The organism is Slackia exigua ATCC 700122 (assembly GCF_000162875.1).
Classification (GTDB): Bacteria; Actinomycetota; Coriobacteriia; order Coriobacteriales; family Eggerthellaceae; genus Slackia; species Slackia exigua.
Map to the genome: position 1 here is coordinate 1,262,681 of NZ_GG700630.1, position 19,651 is coordinate 1,282,331.

Sequence of the window (19,651 nt, forward strand, 5' to 3'; positions counted from 1 at the left end):
ATGCCGTCTACGTATAGAGGAGGATTCGAAATGTCCAAGAAGCATTACAACGACAGCGCGGTCAGCCCGATGAAACGCGTCATCCTATGTCCGCCGACATATTTCAACTTCGAACCCATCAACGTCATCACGGAAGATTGGATGGAAAAGGGCGAAACGGCCGATCTCGAGGCATTCAAGCGCGAACATGCCGAGCTGATCCAGGCGTACAAGGAAAACGGCGTGGATGTGGTGCTGATGGACCCGACGCCTGGCTTGCCGTACGAAGTGTATGCGCGTGACTTCGGCGCCTCGGTGGCCGAAGGCGTCATCATGGGCCGTTTCCGTGAGCCCTGCCGTCAGGGTGAATCCGAAAAGTACGAGGCGAAGCTCAAGGAACTTGGGGTTCCTATCGTCGCCCGTTGCACGGCGGGCGCATTCGAAGGCGGGGATTTCTGGTTCCTAGACCCCTACACCATCGTTCATGGCGTTATCGCCCGCACCGATTGGGATGGCTTTGAGAACGTGAAGCGCCAGATGGAGGAAAAGGGCTACACCATGTACGGCGTTCCGGCGACGCGCGATAACCTGCATCTCGACATGTGCTTCAATATCGTTGCCGATAGGGTTGCGGTCGTGTGCAAGGATGCCCTTCCCGCCAACTTCCTCGCCATGCTTGAAAAGCGAGGCTTCACGTTGATCGATGTTCCTCAGGAAGGCGTGTATCGCCATCACTGCAACCTGCAGAATATCGGCAACGAACGCGTTATTTCCTTCGAAAACAACAAGAAGGTCAATGATGCAATGGAGGCGCTGGGCATTACCGTCATCAAGCCGCATCTCGAGCAGATCCTCAAGGGCGGCGGCGGTCCCCACTGCATGACGTTCCCGCTTGAGCGTGAATAACGGCACGAGGGTCTCTGCGTGGTTACAATGAGGAGGGGCGTCGCTCTGATCGGGGCGACGCCCCTCCTTTTTCTTCTCGGCCTTCCCTTATCTACCTATGCTTGTCGGGCGTTTGTCTGGCCATGCTTGTCAGGCGGTACGCATCCAATTTCTCGGGTTTTTCTTGCGCGTCGATGCCGGCTGGACGATATGCATCAAGCTTCTCCGCTTTTCGAAGCGCGAGCTGCGGGATGGGCGGCGCGTGCGCTCTTCCGCCCGCACATCCCGCGCTACCGCAACGCCCTTTCGTTTTCCAGATGCATGACCACGTGGCGTTTGCGGCGGATCATCGGGATGGTCTCGTTGAGGACGATGGCAAGCGTCACGAGCACGAAACCGGCAAGGATATTGCGGGTCAGGGCCTCGCCTAGAAGCAGGATGGCGAAGCCGACGCCGAAGACGCTTTCGGTTGCGAGAATCAGCGATGCCGGACCTGCGGCCACATGGGCAAGCCCTACGTTCTCGAGCGTGAGCGCCAGCACCGAGGCGAATACGATGATATAGGCGATATTGCGTGCGACCTCGGGGTCGGCCAGCACGGTGAAATCAGGCAGAGGCTCGAAGCACACGCCTACGGCCAGACAGGCGATTCCTCCCACCAGGAATTGCACGGCTGTCATGACGACGGCATCGCGCCCGTCGCCGAGCTTCGCCATGAAGGCTACTTGAACGGCGAAGAGCAAGGCAGACAGAAGCGTGATGGCCTCGCCGAGCCCGATGGTGAATCCTTCTGTCCCATCGAGCGATACGAAGGCGATGCCGACGATGCCCATGCCGGCGGCGATGAGGTTGAACAGGGTCGGGCGTGTGCGCGAGATGGCCCAGGCGAGAAACGGCACCACAACGCACTGCATGGCGGTGATGACCGTGCTCTTAGAAGCAGTGGTGTACAGGAGCCCCGATGTGTTCGCGCCGTAGGCGAGCCCGAGCAGCGCTCCGAGGAAGATGCTCGCGATAAGCGTCTCGGTCGTGAGGTTGCGCGCGATGCGGCGCGCGAAGATGGCCGACAGGATGATCCCTGCAAACAGGAATCTTATGCCGACCAGCCAGAATGGCGGAAGCGCATCCACGGTGTCCTTCAGGACGACGGTTCCAAGCCCCCAGACCGCCGCCGCTACGAGCAGCAAGAGCTTGTAGCCCCAGGAAGGAATATGGAAACGCTTGCTCATGGTGTGCTGACCCGACCCTTTCAATACCGCTGTGACTCGAAGGGCCTTGGCGCGTGTTCCTTACGCTGCCTGCCCCGTTCCGTTCGATCCCGTTCCGCCGCCGCCGCTCGAATCGGAACCGTTCCCGCCGTTGCCGTGGCTGCCGTGGCTGTTGTCGCCGTTTCCGTTCTGCGAAGGTTGCGGCCCCTTCGATATGGTCAGTTCGATGTAGGTATCTTGGGAATCGGTCGAGCCTGAATCGCTCATGCCCATGACCGTGCCGGATGCGTACTCGCTGCTATAAGCCTCGGTCGTTCCGACGTTGGTGAAGCCTTTCTCGCGCAATCTCCCGATAGCCTCCGATTTGGACAACCCCATGACATTGGGAATGTCGTAGGATTCGGCTCCGAGGGAGATGTAGATGGTGACCGTCGAGCCCTTTTCGAGCTTGCCCGACGAAGGATCTTGGCGCATGACCGTTCCAGCTGCGTATTTCGTGCTGTGATCGCCGTCGAGCGCGCTGACCGTGAATCCGGCGTCCTCAAGCCTTGATGTGGCGTTATCGCGTGAATACCCCGTCACGTCGGGAACGGTGACGGTTTCGGGGCCCGAAGAGATCTTATACGTGACCGTGGTGCCTTTTTCGGCCTTGGTGCCTGCGTCGGGGCTCTGGGAGCTCACGGTGTCCTTGTCGGCATCGGAGCTTTCATTGCCGCCGAACGATGCGACGAATCCGGCGTCGGTGATGGCTTTCTCGGCTTCCTTAGCCGTCATGCCGTCGAGCTTGGGAACCTTGCCTTCTTCAGCCCCTTTGGAAAGGACGATGTTGACCTTGGTACCCTCTTTGACCTTCGAATCGGCTTTCGGATCCTGCTTCATGACGTGGCCGGACACCACGTCGGAGCTGTAGTCTTCAGAAACGTCGCCCAATTTGAGGCCGGCCTTCTCGAGCGCGGCCTTCGCTTCGTCCTGCGAGCTGTTCGTCAGGTCGGGCACGACGGCATTGCCCCCGAAGAGGGAAGAGACCGCGATGCCGGCGATGATGAGCACGGCGATGACCGCCACCGCGGCCGCCACGATAGGACCGCGCTTCTTTTTGGCGGTTTCGTTCGCGCGATATGCCGTGGCGCCGTGTGGGGAGCCGTTTTCGGAATCGATCGCAGGGATGACGGCCGTGCCTCCGGGCATGCCGGCGACATCGGTCGCGCTCATAGGCGGAACCGATCCCATGACGTTGGTCGCGGCGCTCGCTGCGCTCGGGGCGGCGGCGCCTGCGAGCATGACGGGGCGTCCGAGCAGGAACTCGTCGAGCGCGGCCTTCATGTCGTGCGCCGTGGTGAAGCGACGGTACGGGCTTTTCGCCATGGCCTTGAGGATGATGGCTTCGAGGTCGGGGTTGATGCCGGGGTTTTCCTGCGAAGGCGGAGCAGGTTCGTCGTTGACCTGCTTCATCGCCACGCTGACGGCATCGGGGCCGTCGAAAGGCAGCACGCCCGTGGCAGCTTCGTAGAGCACGCAGCCGAGGGAATAGATGTCGCTCGTGCCCGAGAGGTCTTTGCCCTGTGCCTGCTCGGGGGAGATGTAGTGTGCCGTGCCGAGGACGCTGGAGGTCTGGTCCTTCACGCTGTTCTTCGCACGTGCGATGCCGAAGTCCATGACCTTCACATTGCCGTCGGGTTGGATCATGATGTTCTGGGGCTTGATGTCGCGATGCACGATGTCCTGGCCATGCGCGACGGATAGGGCCTGGCAGACCTGGCTGCCGATTTCGGCCACCTTGCGCTGATGGATGGCGCCGCGCTCCTGTATGGCGCTTTTCAGATCGATGCCGCGCACGTATTCCATGACGATGAAGTACGTGCCGTTGTCCTGTCCCCAGTCATAGACGTTGACGATATAGGGGCTCTGAAGGTTGGCGGCCGACGCGGCTTCCTGGCGGAAGCGCGCGGTGAAGTCGGGGTCGGAAGCATACTGAGGCAGCATGACCTTGACGGCGACGGTGCGACCCAGGGTTTCATCCTGCGCCTTGTAGACTTCCGCCATGCCTCCGATGCCGATGCGCTCTGTGATGCGGTAGCGGCCGTTGAGAACCCTATCTATCACGTTTTCTCCTATGCTCCGTCTCGCGAATCCAACGGCGCCCCCGAAGGTCCGCCGACATATACTGGCCTTGCCCGAATATACACCGATTCATCAGGCGAATATTCGTCAAACTCCTATTATGGCGCACACCGTGCGTTCTCGCGCGATGCGTACGAAAATCACAACGTCCCGTTCACTTCGAGCGCCTTGCGCATGATGGCGCCCGCGCGGACGCTCGCCAGGCCCGAATCGTCGTCGGTCGAATGGTTGACGCCCTCCTCCACGAGAACCGCCACCACGACCGATGGGTCGTCGGCCGGGGCGAAGCCCACGAACCAGCTGTTCGCATAGTCCTTGCCGGTCTCCGCCGTGCCCGTCTTGCCGGCGACGCGCACGCCCCGGATGGATGCGCCGTAGCCGGTGCCTTCATCGACGACGCCTTCGAGCACGTCGGTGACCTCGTCGGCGGTCTGCTTGCTCATGACGGTTGACATCGCCGAAGGGGTCGCCGTGTAGCTGCGCTCGCCCTTGGCGTTGTACACGCCGTCGACCAAGTACGGCTTCTGAAGCACGCCGTCGTTGGCGACGGCCGAGCCTACAAGCGCCATCTGCAGCACCGTCGCCTGGGGCCCCGCCGGGCTTCCGGGATGCTCGCCGACGGGCTGTCCGGCCGACGCCCAGGCGGTTTCCCACTCGGTCATGACCGAGGGATTGGGCATGAGGCTCGTCGTGACGGGCAGCTCGAATCCGCCGAAGCTCTTGTTGAAGCCGAACGCCTCCGAGGTCTTCACGAGTTTGTCTGCCCCGAGCTGGACGCCGAGCTTGGCGAAGGCGGTGTTGGAAGACACCTCGGTCGCGCGCTTGAGGGAGACCGAGCCGTATTCGGCCCCGTCGTCGTTAGTGACCTTCGCGTTGCCGATATCGACCGACGCCGGCGCATCAACCTGGGTCTCGGGAGTTGCGACATTGTTTTCGAGCAGCCCCGAGAGCGTCACGATCTTAAAGGTCGAACCCGGGGCGTACAGCGCGCTCGTCGCACGGTTGATCAGCGTGCCGGTATCGTCGTCGGCGCTCGTGTCCAGAAGGTCTTCGACGTCGTTGGCGTCGTAGTTCGGCGAAGAGGCCATGGCCAGGATCGCGCCGGTCTTCGGATCCATGACCACGACGGCGCCCTTGTAGCCGGCGAGCTGCTTTTCGGCAGTTTCCTGGATATTGGAATTCAACGTGAGCGTGACGTCGTTGCCCGGCGTCTCGATGCCCGCGGCGCTTTCGATCACGTCTTGCCAGGACGCGAAGTTCGCCTGGCCCTTGAGCGAGTCGTTCATGGACGCTTCGATGCCCGAGAGGCCGTAGCGCTGCGAATAGTAGCCGACCACATGGCTCGCGAGCGAGCCTTCGGGGTAGACGCGCTCGTACGTGCCGTCGCCCTGCGCCTCGCTTTCGGCGAGAACCACCCCGTCGTAAGTCGATATGGATCCGCGTTCGGTGGATGCTTCCTTATAAAGGGTGTGGTTGTTGCCCGGGTAGCTCTGGTAGTCGTCCGCCTTCACGACCATGATGTAGGTGAGGTTGGCCACGAGCACGGCGAAGAGCACGGCGAAGGCGATCATCGTAGCGGTCAGGCGTTTTCCGAGCGCAACGCGTCCGAGCACGCCGGATTCCGCGGCGGCGTGGCTGCCGACGGGCGCCATGCGCGACGTGCCGTCGGCTATTTCGGACGAAAGGCCGGTACCCTCGTCGCCCGCGCGCAGCAGCAGGCCGATGGCGATGAAGCTGGCGAGCAGGGACGATCCGCCCTGGCTGATGAAGGGCAGCGTGATGCCGGTCAGGGGGATGAGGCGCGTGATGCCGCCGACGATGACGAAGGCCTGCAGCACGATGATGATCGTGGAGCCCACGGCCACGAAAGAGCTGACGTCGCTCTTGGCACGCGCAGCAGTTGCAAATCCCCTGATGGCGAGCGCAAGATACAGCAGCAGCACACCGGCGCCGCCCAGAAGCCCCGCCTCTTCGGCGATAGCGGCGAAGATGAAGTCTGATTCGACGACCGGGATGTTCTTTGCCAGGCCGTTGCCGATTCCTACGCCGAACAGCCCGCCGTCGGCGAGCGAATAGATCGTCTGGCAGAGCTGATAGCCCGTGCCGGATGGGTCGGCGAAGGGATTGAGCCAGGTGGCGACGCGGATCTGCACGTGAGAGAAGAGCATGTACAGGATCGCGGCGCCGATGGCTGCGGCGCCGAAACCGATGACCAGGTAGATCTTCTTGCCGGATGCCACATAGAGCATCGTGATGAACAGGACGAACAGGACGAGCGCCGAGCCGAGGTCCTTTTCAAGGGCGACGACGGCGAACGAGATCGCCCACATCGCGAGCAGAGGAAGCAGCGTTTCGGCGTCGGGCAGGCGGAAGCGGCCGACGCGCACGGTGAACACCGATATGAGCTCTCGGTTCTCCGCTAGATAGCCGGCGAGGAAGAGCACGATGGCGATCTTGGCAAGCTCGCCGGGCTGGAGGCTGAAGGGGCCGATGGTCAGCCAGATGCGGCTGCCCAGCACCTCGGTTCCGACGACGGGCAGCATCGGAGAAAGCAGAAGCACGATGCCGATGCCGATGAAGACGTACTTATGCTGCACGATGCGGTCGAGATTGCGCGCGACCACGAGCACGACGATCATGCAGATGATGCCGGCAAACAGCCAGATGACCTGACGTCCTGCCAGATCGGGAGCCAGTCGGGTGACGAACGCGATGCCGATGCCGGAAAGCGCGAACACGACGGGCAGGATGGCCGGATCGGCATTCGGCGCGAAGAAGCGCACGGCCGCGTGGGCCACGACGAAGGCGCCGAACAGGCCGATAGGCACGGCGAGGGTCTGGGTGTTGAGAGCTGTGCCGTCGTGCATGAGCACCATGGCGAAGAGCAGCAGCACGAGAGGCGCTGCCAGCAGGAGGAGCAGGAGTTCGGTGTTGCGACGCGACATCAGGCGCCTCCCTTCGAAGATGGGCCGCTCGACGAGCGGGCAGCCGCGCTCTTGGAGGAAGATGGGTTCGTATCCTGGGACTGCCAGGTTGCGACCAGGTCTTCGGCCGCTTCGACGGAATCCACGCGGATGCCTTCGTCGGTCAGGCGCGACAGCGTGTTGGGCGGCAAGTCGAGCGATGCGACGTCGACGCCGGTCGAGTGATCGTATGACCAGGTCTTTATGCCGAGGACTTCTCCGGGAAGGCCTCGGCAGATGACGACCTGGCCTTCGTTGACGGTCAGAAACGCGATATGGTTCAGATAGGCATGCCCCGCGAAGGCGGCCCCGATGAAGATGGCTGCGAGCGCGAGAGCCCCGAGAATAGCCGCGAAGCGCGATTTCAGGGCGATCTTCTTGCGCTTCGCTTCGGCGTTGCCGGGGATATCCACGACGATGGTGGTCGCATTGTCGTGCCCGCCCACATCGAGCGCCTGGTCGACCAGGGTGTCCGCACAGTCTTGGGCATCATGGATGCGGCGCATCGTCTTGGCGATGTCGTCGTCGCGCACCATGCTGGTCAGGCCGTCCGAGCAGAGCAGCAGACGGTCACCCGCCTTCACGTTGATCTCGTAGATGTCGGGCAGCGTATGCGGGTCCGAGCCGAGAGCGCGCGTGATGACGCTGCGGTTCGGGTGGACGCGCGCCTCCTCTTCGGAGATCTGTCCGCTTTCCACCAGGTCGGCGACCAGGGAATGATCGCGCGTCAGGCGCTGGAGCACGCCATCGTGCAGCAGATAGGCGCGAGAATCCCCGACCTGTGCGACAAGCAGCCGTTCTCGGTCGACGATCGCGCAGGTGAGGGTCGTGCCCATGCCTTTGCGCCCGCGGCCCTGCCGCGCGGCGACGATGATATTGCGGTTCGCTTGGACGACGACCCGCGCGAGCTCTTGCGCGTCGGCGTTGTCAGGAGTGTCTTCGATAAGGGTCTGGGCGGCGATTTCGCTTGCGACTTCGCCTGCCGCATGGCCGCCCATGCCGTCCGCCACGGCGAACAGGGGAGGACGCACGACCAGGCTGTCTTCGTTATGCTCGCGCACCAGGCCCACGTCGGTCCGCGAACCGTACGTGGGGAGCGGCGTGCGCTCGTGCCGGCCCCGTGTGCTTCGCGAGGCCACTATTCGAACCTCGCACGGATGACGACGTCGCCGATGTTGATGACATCGTTGTTGCGGAGCGCGGTGGGCGCCGAGATGCGCTGCCCGTTGACGGCGGTGCCGTTGGTGGAGCCGAGGTCTTCGACGAAGAGGTTCTGGCCCATGAGCACGAAGCGCGCATGCCGGGCGGAGACGTAGCTTGCGCCGATGACGATATCGGCGCCGGGCGAGCGGCCGACGATGATGGGGCCGTGGACGGACATCTTGACGCCGCGCAGCTCCTTCGGGCCCTTCTCGACGGACACACCCCAGCTGCGTTCCTTCTTACGCTGGCCTTTGACCAGGCCGATTCCCGTGCGCATGATGGCGAACAGGAATAGATAGAGCAGCGCGACGAAGAGCAGGCGGCCGGCGAGCAGGATGATGTCGATCACGGCCGGGCTCCTAACGAAGCGTGAAGACGAAGTCGGTCACGCCGAGCGTGATGCGGTCGCCTTCCTGCAGTCCTCTACGGGTGACGAACTGGCCGTTGACGTAGGTGCCGTTGGTCGATCCGAGGTCGGTGATGACCCAGACGCCCTGCGGCTCGAAGCGGATCTCGGCGTGATGACGCGACGTGTTGAGGTCGTTCACGACGATGTCGTTCGAGGTCTCGCGGCCGATGAGGATGCGGTTGGTGGCAAGGTCGTACGTGCGCATGGACACGGTGTTGACCAGACGTGCATGGGCGGAACCCTGGGAAGGCGCGTATGCGGAGGCCTGGGCGCCGCCCGTGAATGCGGTGGTGGCGTGTTCAGGCACGCGGCCGGCGGGCGTATAGGGTGCGGGCGCGGCCGGGCGCGGCGCGGCAGGTGCGGGAGCAGGGGCAGGGGCGCCTGCGGGATAGATTTCGGGCAGGCCGAAGACCTGGCCATGCGCCTGATAGGACGCCTGGTCGGGCTCGCCTTCCGCACGAGCTGCCGCAGCGGCGGGCGCGTCGGCGGCGACGCGGGGCTTCTTGTCGAAGACGAGCGGCACGGAATCCGCCTTATGGCTGGAATAGAGCGGGTTGGAGACGGGCGAGGGCACGTCGAAGGCGTCTTGGCCATCATTCGCCTGCGCATCGCGAGATGCTGCCGCGGCGTCCTTGTCGTCATAGTCGGCGAAGTTCTTGCTGTCGAAGGTGTATTCGCCGTAATCGAGCGAATAGTCGATCTCTTCCTTGGGAACGCGCGGCAGCGGCGGCTTTTCCCGGGTCTCGGGGGCGTAGGCGTCGTACTGCGGGTATGCGGCGTTCTGGTCGGCGCGATACGGCGTCTCATAGGCGCCGGAGCGGGCGTAGGGGTCGGCGGGCGCGGCCGGCATCGGCTGCGCGGGATGCGGGAGGTCGCCTGCGGCCTGGTGCGGCGCCGGGGCGGGCGCCTGCGCGGATGCGGGCGACATGCTGTAGCGCTGCATTTCCTCGGCGCGAAGCTGCTTGACGATAGAGGCGCTCACGACTTCGGCGACGATGTCGAATTTGCCGCGGCGCAGGGTGTCGTCTACGATGAAACGCACGAGCGGCTGGCCGTCCATGGTCAGGCCGTCGGCCGCCGCAGTGGCGGAAAGGCGCGTCTCGCATTCGCCTGCGAGCGTCGGATAGAAGCCGAAGAGGCGCTGGTCGTCGTCGCCGTTCACGAGAACCGTGTACAGGGTGGGGGCGTATTCCCGTCCGGCGCTGAGGATTTTCTCCCTGCGCATCTGCTTTTCAGCCTTTTTAACGATCTGCACGGGGGAAAGCGGGGTATCGAAGACTTTGCCGCCCGATCCTTCCGGGTTGCCGGACCTGGAGAACAATCCCATGGGTGGTTACCTCAAGCCTTTCTGCGGTTTTGGTTCGTGAGCTCAAAGCATATAATAACGACTCATTCTAGTCGAAAGGGCGGCAGGTGCAAAATCTCATCTTGAACAGATACCGCCCCATCTCGACCGCAGGTAAAGGCGGATATGCGACGGTTCAGGTGGCGTGGGACACGCGCATCCAGAGACGCGTCGCGATCAAGTGCCTGCCCCTCGCGAGCGTGGACCCCGATTCGGTCGGGTACGAGGCGCCCGGGCTTTCCGAGGCACGCACCGCGGCCATGCTCATCGACCCCGCCATCGTGGGCGTGCTCGACTTCGAAATCGAAGGCGAGATGGCCTATCTCATCATGGAATACGTGGACGGCATCACGCTGACGCAGCTCATGCGCCAGGAAGGCATGCTTTCTATCGATGCGGCGGCCTGCGTGTTCGACGCCGTGTCCCACGCATTGGAGGCGGCGCACGACAATCTGGTGCTTCATCTGGATATCAAGCCCGACAACGTGCTCATAAACCGGCAGGGTCAGGTGAAGGTGACCGATTTCGGCCTGGCCGAGCTTTCGCACGAGGCGGGCTTCGGCCGCGCCGCCGGCGGTACCATCGGCTACATGCCGATCGAACAGATGCGGCTCGAGTCTCCCGATAAACGAACGGACGAATGGGCTCTTGCGGCCCTTACCTACCAGATGCTCACAGGCGACAACCCGTTTTACGCCGACACGCTCTCCGAAGCCGAGCGCGCGATCGAAGAAGCGGAGATCGTCATCCCGTCCCAGGTGCGCGGCGATGTGTCGCCTGAGCTCGACGACGTGCTGTTCCATGCCCTGACGATCGAGCGCGAAGGCCGCTTCGATACGGTGAAGGAATTTTCCGGCCAGCTCATGCCGTATTTAGGCGACGTTCGCCGCGGCAAGCGCGAGCTTGCGCGGATCGTAGGCGATGCGACCGACGATGCCGCCGACATGCCGGACGAGGCATCCGAGGACGATGGCTTGGACATGACCGACCTCGATGGGCTGGGCGGCCGCGCCGCGCAGGTCGCACCCCGTCTGTTCTCGCTTGCGGCCTGCCTGTTCCTCGTTGTCGTTTCATTGGGGAATATGCCTCGGATCGCAGGGGGCACGGGATCTGCGGCCCTTGCGTATTGGGCCGTCGTCGGGGTGGCCGCCGCGGCGGCGCTGCTCCTTCCTGCTGCAGGATCGCTCGTCGCGCTGGCGGCGTTTTCCGCAGCGCTCTTCATGACCGGCGCCTACGGCTTGGGTTCTGCGGTCGCCGCCGTCGGCGCCGTCTGGTGGCTTTTCATCGGGCGTCGTGGGCGCGCGCCTTCGCTCTGCCTGCTGGCGGCGCCGCTCGCCGGCGGGTTCGGTGTGGCAGCGTTTGCGCCGATGGCCTGCGGATGCGAGCTTGACGTAAAAGAAGCGGCGGCGACCGCTGCCGCATCGGCCGTTCTGTGCTTCTGTCTCGCCTGCGCCGGATCCTTCAGCCTTGCGGGATGGGATGCGCTGAACCATCTGTCGTTCGGCCAGGCCATGGATACGCATGCGGTCGCCTTGCTGTCGGATCCCGCCATATGGCTTGCCGCGGCGTCGTGGGTCGCCGCGGCGGCCGTGCTTTCGTTTTCGCGCCAGCGGGGATCGTTCCTTCTGTTCGCGCTCGGCATCGCGGCCGCAACGGCCATCCTGTCCGCCGCAGCGATCGGGGGATTGGTTCTCGGGGGCGGGTTCGTGTCCCATGCGCTCGCGTTCGGCGTTTCGGCACCTGCGTTGGCAGCCGGCGCCCTCGCCTTCGCCGTCGCGCTCGCGCGTCGCCATCAGGCGCGTTCGGATGGGTGGTAGATGTGCTGTGACGTGCGTGTTTGTGGAACCCTGCAATCTGACGGGTGATTCTTCGGCGTCCCGATGCTATAAAGAACGGGTTTCATTCCCCGTCATGCGCGGTTTCTCGCGCTGGAAGAGAACCGCCGCATGCTTGGCATCTTGATCGTCAATACCGGCACCGCCGCCGCGCCGACCGAAGAGGCCGTTCGTGCGCACCTGCGCGAATTCCTCCAAGACCGTCATCTGATCAACGTGCCGCCTCTGATCTGGCGCCCGATCCTCGAGCTCTTCATACTGCCGAAGCGTCCGCGTCGAACCCTGGATCGTTACATCGATTTCTGGACCCCCGAAGGCAGCCCGTTCATGCTGGAGTCCCAGGCGCAGCGCGACGAGATCGCCCGCCGCCTTGCGCATCTGATAGACGAGCCTCACGAGGTCAGGCTCGCGATGCGCTACGGCCAACCGAGCATCCGCGGCGCGATCGAAGCATTCCTGGACGCGTGCGTCGATCGCATCATCGTTCTGCCGATGTATCCGCAGAAGACCATTCCCTGCGCGGGAAGCGTGTTGGACGAATTCGACGCCCAGTTCGCCGCTCTGACGAAGGCGCGCAGCCTGTCCGCCGATGCGGCGCCCGAGGTCCTGCGAATCGACGAATATTGGCGCGAACCGGGATATCTTGATGCGCTTGCCGGCTCCATCAGGCGATGCTGGGCGTACCGTCCGGGATCGAAGCTCGTCATGTCGTATCACTCCATTCCCGTCTCATATGTGACGAAGGGCGGGGATACGTATCCCGACGCGGCGGCGGAGACGCTGAGGCGCACGGCGGAAATCCTGGGCGTTCCTGAAGAAGACCAGGTCATCGCATTCCAGTCGCGCTTCGATAGCCGCAGGTGGGTGGGGCCGATGCTCGTGCCTACCGTCCGTCGCCTCGCGGCCGAAGGCGTGCGCGACATCGCCGTCGCCTCGCCCATCTTCTCCGTCGACTGCCTGGAGACTTATCACGATATCCGGTTCGAGGCGAAGGCCGCGTACCTGGATGCGGCCGCGACCGCGGGGATCTCCGACCCGTCATTCACCTACGTGCCCGCCCTCGGCGCCGACGCTGCGTTCATGGACGCGATCGCGCGCCTTATCGCTCGTCGCGCGGTCTGTTCATAGCGAGGCCTTCGAGGCCTGGGACGGTGCGTCCAATGCGCGGATGTCCTTGAAGAGGTATCCGGAGAGCCCGATGACGAGGAAGAGGATTCCCGAAGCGACGAAGAACGTCGGGATGCCGATCCATTCGGCGATGACGCCGCCGACTGCGATCCCTGCCGGCATGGCAAGGCCGATGAGCGCATAGAAGAACCCCATGGCGCGCCCCGTCTTCTCTTCGGGAACGCGCTGCTGGATGAGCGTCATGAGCGGTCCGTTGAACCACGCCATGAAGACGGACGCGAGTCCCATGAGACCTGCGTAGATCCAGAACGCGGTGGAAGGAAGCAGCCCTGCGGCGATGATGGGCACGGCGATGAGGACGGCCGAGGCGCAGAGCAGCAGCGCGAGCCGTCTGCCGCCTCCCCAGGCCATGATGACGATCGATCCTACGAGCATGCACGTTCCCGAAATCGCCTCGGCGACAGAGACCATCGTTCCGTCCGCGCCGAAGTGCTGCGTGGCCATGAGCGGATAGATCGCGCCGAGCGCCGCGAAGGCCATAAGCCCTACGGTCAGCCCTCCTAGAAGCATGACGAGTCCTTTATGGACACGCAGCGCATCCCAGCCGACGCGCATCTGCTCGGCGACGGTGGATTCCTCCTCGACCTTCACGGTGGGGATTTTGACAAGGCCGAGCGCCGCGCAGGCGACGAGGGCGCCGATGAATTCGATGATGAGCGTGGGCGCCAGTCCGAAGGCCGTATAGAGCGCGATGCCCACGGCGGGCGCGCAGATGCTCGAGATGCTTTCAAGCAGCTGGTCGAGGGTGTTGATGCGCAGAAGGTGCCGCTCCGGGACGAGCATGGGCATGGCCGCCGTCATCGCCGGGGCGTGAAATGCGGAGAAGACGCTGCGAATGGTGGCGAACAGGCAGATGAGCGCGAATGAGCGAGTGCCTGCGACGACAAGCAGGGCGAGCACGAGCGAGGATGCGCCTGCTCCCAGATCGGCGACTATCATGACCGCTTTGCGGTTGAATCGATCTGCGATGACTCCGCCCAGCGGGGAGAGAAGCCCCAAGGGCAGCATGCTGAACATCATGAGCAGCGACAGCATGAGGGCGCTCTGCTCGGTTTGGGTGACGTGCCAGATGATGGCCCAGCCGGATGCGCCGCTCGTTATGATGGAAACGGCCTGTCCTGACCAGATGATCGAGACGATGCGAAGCCAGCGGGGTGAAAGCGGCCTGCCCGAGGCGCTCATGCGCTCCTGGCTCGTGCGGGCATGCACCGACGCATCCCCGCCGCCTTCGAAGCGCACGATCGTGTCCGACCGGTTCGTGTCGGCATGCATCGATGCTTCTTCCGGCATCGTCGGCATCTTCGCATCGATATCCTGAGGCGTTCCGTCTGTCATGCGCATAGCTCCTGCCGAGGCGTCGAAAGCCGTTTGAACGCACGGGTGCTTTCAGAGTGCGATCGGGCAAGGATTATAGGCCGCGTCTTTCGCGGACTCCGACGGATGCGGCCGATTGTGCTAGATTATCGGAACTCTCGAAAGACGGGAGGCGGGGAGCTCGCGCCATGCGGGCTGAGAGGAAGCGTAACGTCGCTTCGACCCGAAGAACCTGATGTGGGTAATGCCAACGAAGGGAGCCGATATGGCCGATCGCCATGCATCTTTTTCAACCCCCACGCTCGGCCTTATATGGTTCGGCGCAGCGGTATCCTTGGCGGAAATCCTCACCGGAACGTATTTCGCGCCGCTTGGAATCGAGCAGGGACTTGCGGCGATTCTTCTAGGGCATCTCATCGGCGGTGCGATGTTCTATCTGGTCTCGCTCGTAAGCGCACGCACCGGCGTCGGGGCGATGGATGCGACCAAACGCACGTTCGGATCGCGCGGGTCGGTGCTGTTTTCGGCGGCGAACTTCCTTCAACTGGTCGGGTGGACGGCCATCATGATCCAGTCGGGCGCTGTGGCGGCGACGCAGATCGTCCCGGCGCTGGGCACTGCGGGATGGTGCGTCGTGATCGCAGCGCTTATCGTGGCGTGGATCGCGTTCGGCGTGCGTTGGATGGGGAGGCTGCAATCGATCGCGGCGGCGCTTCTGTTCGTGCTTACGCTGATCGTGAGTTACGTCGTGTTCGGGAGCCTCGACGGATCCCCGGCTTCCTTCGCCGCCGACGGAACCATGACGTTCGGTGCCGGGGTCGAGCTGGCGGTCGCCATGCCCCTTTCATGGCTTCCCGTTGCGGGCGACTATACGCGTTTCGCGGAGAAGCCCGGCACGGGCAGCGGTGCGGCCACGGTCGCCTATCTGCTCGGCAGCTGCTGGATGTATATGATCGGCCTAGGAATGGCCCTGATCGCAGGCACGAGCGATATCGCAGGAATTCTGAGCGCGGCGGGCTTCGGCATCGTCGGCATCATGATCGTCGTCTTCTCCACGGTGACGACGACGTTTCTGGATGCGCAGTCGGCAGGCGAGTCCGCGTCTGCCATAACATCGCGTTTGGATGCGCGCATCGTAGGCGTTGCGGCCGCTGTCGTGGGTGCGGTTTTGGCGGCGTTCGCTCCCGTGGGGGATTTCGAGGCGTTTCTCTACCTGATCGGGTCCGTGTTCGCGCCGATGGCCGCGCTCGTCGTCGCCGATTTCTTCATTCTGGAGCGCGATATGTCGGATGATCCGTTCGACGTTGTGGCCCTCGCATTGTGGATCGGCGGCTTCGCACTCTATCGCTGGTCGCTTACCTGGAGCCTTCCGGTCGGCAATACCTTGCCGGTCATGGTCATCGTCGCGGGCGTCGCCGTCGTCGTGCGGCTTGCCCAGCGGCGCATGGCGCGTAAGGCGTAAGTTTTAGGGCCGTTGAGACCGGATAAAGGAAATTCGTCCAGCCACGCCCTCGTTGTTCCCAAAACGGAACGTGCGCTAGACAGAATACGTCCGACCTGCTAATTTTCCGATATGTTAGTCATATCTAACTTTTATCGGAGAGGAAGAGCATGCCCCATTACGACATCCTCAGGCTCGGTCGTGCCGGATGGTTGCCCATGGTCGCGTCCTTCTTCATCGGTTTGGCCTTATCTGGCATCCTGCTTTTCCAGGCTTGGCTCATATCGCGCATCTTCGCCACGCTGTATGCATGGGATTTCTCTCACATAACGCTGCTTTTAGGATTATTCGCCGTAGTTCTTCTGGTGCGTCCGATCGTTATGCTCGTTCAGGAGCTGCTTGTCAGTCGGGTCGGCAGAAGCATCAAGCTCGATGTCCGGGTGCGGCTTCTCGAGCATCTGAACAAGATGGGTCCGTTCGGCCTGTCTTCGAAGCGCACCGGCGAGGTCGAGGCGCTCGTGACCGATGGCGTTGAATTGCTGGAAGATTACTACGGACGATACATTCCGCAGCTCGGCGTCACCATCGTAACCGTGACCGTGGCCATCGTCTTGCTATTCCGACTGGATCCTTTGGTGGCGTTCGTGGGCGGATGCGCGGCTTTGCTTGCCCCGATTCTTCCCAATCTATGGAACAAGGTGCTGGATCGTCGCGGCTACCAGCATTGGGAACAGTATTCTCAAATGAATGCCGAGGTGGTTGATGCGATGCAGGGCATGACGACCTTGCAGCTCTTCAACAACGTGGAGCAGCAGCGGAGCAAGATCATCCACGCTGCCCGGACCCTCCTGTCCGCCACGTTGTCGCAGATGCGGATTTCGCTTCTGGGGTCCGCGATTTCATCTTGGATGGTGAACGGCGGACCTGTGATCGTGCTGGCGCTGGGCATCGTCCAGGTCTGGCATGGGCATGTAGACATCGCGCAGCTGTTCTGGTGCCTATTCCTGAGCTACGAGCTCTTCCGTCCTTTTCAGGATCTTAGCTCCAATTGGCATGCCGGCTTCCATGGCTATGCAACTGCGCAGCAAGCGCTTGGGTTGCTGAAGGCCCGAACGCCTCATGACGACGACTTGCCGAGCCAGGCGCCTCCGACCGTGTTCGATATTCATTTCGATCAGGTCTCGTATTGCTATCCGTCGACGAAGTCTCGCGCAACCGATGATATCTCCTTGACCATCGGGTCCGGCGAGACGGTTGCGCTTGTGGGGCAGTCCGGATGCGGTAAATCAACCCTGCTCGGTCTTTTGCTCAGGTTCGGCGATCCGTCCAGCGGGAAGATCAGCATCGGCGGCATTGATCTCCGCGCGCTTTCTCGCGAGGACCTGTCTTCGCTCATTACGCTCGTTCCTCAAGAGCCGGTCATCTTCGACGGCAGCATTGCCGACAATCTGCGAGCCTGCGCACCAGAAGCCTCCGACCAGCAGCTGCGCGAACTCTGCCTCTCGCTTGGACTCGATGATATCGCCGATATCGACGAGCTGCTGGATATTCGCGTGCAAGAACGCGGCAGCGGCGTTTCCGGCGGCCAGCGCCAGCGTCTGGCCATCGCCCGCGCGCTGCTTCGCAATACCCCGATTCTGCTGCTGGACGAAGCCACGTCGGCTCTTGACTCTGGAGCAGAGCAGCTCGTCTTGTCCACCATCGAGAACCATCGCAAGAAACTATCCAGCGAAGGCAGAACCTTGACCGTCATCGTGTCCGCCCACCGTCTGGAAACCGTTCGTCAGGTCGATAGGATCGTCGTCCTATCGAAAGGCAGCCTCGTTGAAATCGGCGACCACGAAAGCCTGCTGCTCCGAAACGGTACCTATGCGGCCCTCGTCGCTACCGCCCAGGAGCTGATTCGATCATGAAGCAGAATGCATTTCGTGAAGCCTTCGATCCGCTTGCGCGGCTTTTGCCGAGACTGACGCAGTATAAGAAATACGTCGCGCTCATCTTCGCGATGCTTCTGCTGCATCGCATCTGCGTGACGGTTCTTAATGTGCTGGGAGCGGCGCTCGTCTCCCATATCATGCTCGTCAATCACATAGACGGCATCGCCTGGTGGGCGCTGGCCGGCCTGGCGGTTCTCGTTCTATCGGTGGGAGTGACCTGGTGGCTGGATATGTGGTTCGCGCACGTTTACAGCTATAAGATCATCGCGGATCTGCGTATCGAGATCTTCGATGCCATCAATCGCGTAAGCCCTTCTGGGCTGCAGCACAGGACGACCGGGGACGTCACTGCCGCGGCCATGTCCGATGTCGAGATTACCGAGTGGTTCTACGCCCATACCGTCATCGATTTCCTAGCCACGGTTGCGGCGAATGCGATCTTCACGATCGTCATGATCGTTCTGGTCGGTCCATCCGGGATGATCCTTTTCATAACCGCTACGGCGGTTCTGCTTGTGCCGATACTCACTTTGCCCTTGCAAACCCGACAGGGTGAACGCATTCGACAGAGTCTTGCCAGGCAGAAAAGCCGCTCTCTGGAAATGATCCAAGGGTCGCGAGAGATCATCAGCCTCGGGCTGATCGATCGGCAGCTGGACGTGATTCGAGAATCAACCCTGGAGGTCCAACGATGCAAGCGCTGGTATATCGTGCGCTCGGGCATCGAGATCGCGGTTTCGCAGCTCATGATTTCAACTGCAACCATCGGTACGTTGGCCTGGCTGCTTGCGCTGAATCAGGCCGGCAGCGTGGAGCTTGCCTATATACCGTCCGCAATGATGCTGCTCAGTGCATCCTGCAAAGCATGCCTGAGCCTTTCAGGCATGCTCCGTAAGCTCGGAGAGGTTTCAGGCGCGACGCGCAGGTTCTTCGAATTGGTCGACATGCCTCGGCAGATTCCCGACAACGGCGAATCGGCAGACTTCCCTGACGAAGCGTTGGGCATCGAATACCAGGATCTGACTTTCGGATATACCGATGATGCCAAGATTCTGGATGATTTCAGCCTTTCGATCGCGGCAGGTTCGTCGGTGGCGCTCGTCGGACGGACCGGGGTTGGCAAGTCCACGATGGCGGCGCTGACCGTGAGGCTCTATCAGCCCCAATCCGGCAGCATCTGCATCGGAGGCAGGCCGATCGATTCCATTCCGCTCAGCCAACTGCGCACGCTTGTGACGCTTGTCCCGCAGCATCCGTATATATTCCGCAGCACGGTACGGGACAATCTGCGCATGGCCAAGCCGAGCGCTTCCGACGGCGAGCTTTGGCAGGCTCTCGAGATCGCTCAGCTGGATGAAACGATCCGTGCGCTACCGGACCAGCTGGATACGTTGATCGGCGAACGTGGCGCGACGCTTTCGGGCGGACAGCGTCAGCGTCTCAGTCTAGCCCAGGCGTTTTTGAAGAATTCTCCGATCGTGATCTTTGACGAGGCGGTGTCGAATCTCGACCCGAATCTAGAGCAGAAACTCGTCGCAGCAGGTCGTTTCATGTATGAGGGTCGAACTACGATCACCATCGCGCATCGCCTCTCGACCATACGTTCGGCAGATTCGGTGGCATTCGTCGAGGACGGCAAGCTCTCGGCTTTCGGCACCCATGAACAGCTCTTACGGGATTGCCCACGATACCGTGCCTTCATGGAGCCCGTAACGGGATGACGTAGGGCTGCTCCATGCCGTCAACGCTCTTTTTCGCCTAAAAAAATTAGACATGTCTAACTTTTTTAGGTCTATTGGAATAAAATAATCGAATCCGACCGT

Annotated in this window: 13 protein-coding genes and 1 riboswitch; of the genes, 6 read left to right on the plus strand and 7 right to left on the minus strand. The window is 62.3% G+C overall.

Annotated features, from left to right (window positions below; genetic code table 11):
* Positions 1 to 30: 30 nt before the first annotated feature.
* Positions 31 to 885, plus strand: a complete 855-nt coding sequence (locus HMPREF0762_RS05480; RefSeq protein WP_006362512.1) for a dimethylarginine dimethylaminohydrolase family protein — start codon at positions 31 to 33, stop codon at positions 883 to 885.
* A 269-nt stretch (positions 886 to 1,154) separates the two neighbouring features.
* Here the strand turns inward: HMPREF0762_RS05480 and HMPREF0762_RS05485 are convergent, their stop codons facing one another.
* The 6 genes from HMPREF0762_RS05485 to HMPREF0762_RS05510 form a co-directional block, all read right to left on the minus strand.
* Positions 1,155 to 2,093 carry a DMT family transporter gene (locus HMPREF0762_RS05485; protein ID WP_006362513.1) on the minus strand — a complete coding sequence of 313 codons (939 nt, stop codon included), beginning with the start codon at positions 2,091 to 2,093 and terminating at the stop codon, positions 1,155 to 1,157.
* Between the two features lie 60 nt (positions 2,094 to 2,153).
* Complete coding sequence (pknB, locus tag HMPREF0762_RS05490; RefSeq protein WP_006362514.1) at positions 2,154 to 4,175, minus strand: Stk1 family PASTA domain-containing Ser/Thr kinase; 2,022 nt, start codon at positions 4,173 to 4,175, stop codon at positions 2,154 to 2,156.
* Positions 4,176 to 4,333: 158 nt separating this feature from the next.
* Positions 4,334 to 7,138 carry an FtsW/RodA/SpoVE family cell cycle protein gene (locus tag HMPREF0762_RS05495; protein ID WP_006362515.1) on the minus strand — a complete coding sequence of 935 codons (2,805 nt, stop codon included), beginning with the start codon at positions 7,136 to 7,138 and terminating at the stop codon, positions 4,334 to 4,336.
* Complete coding sequence (locus tag HMPREF0762_RS05500) at positions 7,138 to 8,298, minus strand: Stp1/IreP family PP2C-type Ser/Thr phosphatase (protein ID WP_040619072.1); 1,161 nt, start codon at positions 8,296 to 8,298, stop codon at positions 7,138 to 7,140. Before HMPREF0762_RS05500 ends, HMPREF0762_RS05495 begins: the two co-directional genes overlap by 1 nt.
* Entirely contained in the window at positions 8,295 to 8,708 is a 414-nt protein-coding gene (locus HMPREF0762_RS05505) for an FHA domain-containing protein (protein ID WP_006362517.1), read from the minus strand. Before HMPREF0762_RS05505 ends, HMPREF0762_RS05500 begins: the two co-directional genes overlap by 4 nt.
* 10 nt (positions 8,709 to 8,718) lie before the next feature.
* On the minus strand, positions 8,719 to 10,095 hold the full coding sequence (locus HMPREF0762_RS05510) for an FhaA domain-containing protein (protein WP_006362518.1): 1,377 nt from the start codon (positions 10,093 to 10,095) through the stop codon (positions 8,719 to 8,721).
* An 86-nt stretch (positions 10,096 to 10,181) separates the two neighbouring features.
* On the opposite strand from HMPREF0762_RS05510, the gene HMPREF0762_RS05515 reads away from it, so the two are divergent.
* Both HMPREF0762_RS05515 and hemH read left to right on the plus strand, forming a co-directional pair.
* A complete protein-coding gene (locus HMPREF0762_RS05515; protein ID WP_006362519.1) occupies positions 10,182 to 11,930 on the plus strand; it encodes a serine/threonine-protein kinase in 1,749 nt (582 codons plus the stop codon).
* Between the two features lie 129 nt (positions 11,931 to 12,059).
* Complete coding sequence (hemH, locus tag HMPREF0762_RS05520) at positions 12,060 to 13,076, plus strand: ferrochelatase (protein ID WP_006362521.1); 1,017 nt, start codon at positions 12,060 to 12,062, stop codon at positions 13,074 to 13,076.
* Here hemH and HMPREF0762_RS05525 read toward each other — a convergent pair.
* A complete protein-coding gene (locus HMPREF0762_RS05525) occupies positions 13,071 to 14,471 on the minus strand; it encodes an MFS transporter (protein ID WP_115314283.1) in 1,401 nt (466 codons plus the stop codon). The genes hemH and HMPREF0762_RS05525 overlap by 6 nt on opposite strands.
* A gap of 142 nt (positions 14,472 to 14,613) precedes the next feature.
* Positions 14,614 to 14,727: riboswitch (TPP riboswitch) on the plus strand.
* Between HMPREF0762_RS05525 and cytX the strand changes: the two genes are divergently transcribed.
* The 3 genes from cytX to HMPREF0762_RS05540 all read left to right on the plus strand — a co-directional run bounded on the left by cytX (position 14,716) and on the right by HMPREF0762_RS05540 (position 19,549).
* Entirely contained in the window at positions 14,716 to 15,912 is a 1,197-nt protein-coding gene (cytX, locus tag HMPREF0762_RS05530; protein WP_040619075.1) for a putative hydroxymethylpyrimidine transporter CytX, read from the plus strand. It overlaps the preceding riboswitch by 12 nt.
* Before the next feature lie 149 nt (positions 15,913 to 16,061).
* A complete protein-coding gene (locus HMPREF0762_RS05535; protein WP_006362524.1) occupies positions 16,062 to 17,804 on the plus strand; it encodes an ABC transporter ATP-binding protein/permease in 1,743 nt (580 codons plus the stop codon).
* Positions 17,801 to 19,549 carry an ABC transporter ATP-binding protein gene (locus tag HMPREF0762_RS05540; protein ID WP_006362525.1) on the plus strand — a complete coding sequence of 583 codons (1,749 nt, stop codon included), beginning with the start codon at positions 17,801 to 17,803 and terminating at the stop codon, positions 19,547 to 19,549. The genes HMPREF0762_RS05535 and HMPREF0762_RS05540 overlap by 4 nt, the downstream gene beginning before the upstream one ends.
* Positions 19,550 to 19,651 lie beyond the last annotated feature (102 nt).

Bases quoted from the DNA above. Each gene is read 5' to 3' on its own strand.
- cytX (WP_040619075.1), top strand. From the start codon at position 14,716: ATGGCCGATCGCCATGCATCTTTTTCAACCCCCACGCTCGGCCTTATA.
- HMPREF0762_RS05510 (WP_006362518.1), bottom strand. From the start codon at position 10,095: ATGGGATTGTTCTCCAGGTCCGGCAACCCGGAAGGATCGGGCGGCAAA.
- hemH (WP_006362521.1), top strand. From the start codon at position 12,060: ATGCTTGGCATCTTGATCGTCAATACCGGCACCGCCGCCGCGCCGACC.
- HMPREF0762_RS05495 (WP_006362515.1), bottom strand. From the start codon at position 7,138: ATGTCGCGTCGCAACACCGAACTCCTGCTCCTCCTGCTGGCAGCGCCT.
- HMPREF0762_RS05525 (WP_115314283.1), bottom strand. From the start codon at position 14,471: ATGACAGACGGAACGCCTCAGGATATCGATGCGAAGATGCCGACGATG.
- HMPREF0762_RS05535 (WP_006362524.1), top strand. From the start codon at position 16,062: ATGCCCCATTACGACATCCTCAGGCTCGGTCGTGCCGGATGGTTGCCC.
- HMPREF0762_RS05485 (WP_006362513.1), bottom strand. From the start codon at position 2,093: ATGAGCAAGCGTTTCCATATTCCTTCCTGGGGCTACAAGCTCTTGCTG.
- HMPREF0762_RS05540 (WP_006362525.1), top strand. From the start codon at position 17,801: ATGAAGCAGAATGCATTTCGTGAAGCCTTCGATCCGCTTGCGCGGCTT.
- HMPREF0762_RS05480 (WP_006362512.1), top strand. From the start codon at position 31: ATGTCCAAGAAGCATTACAACGACAGCGCGGTCAGCCCGATGAAACGC.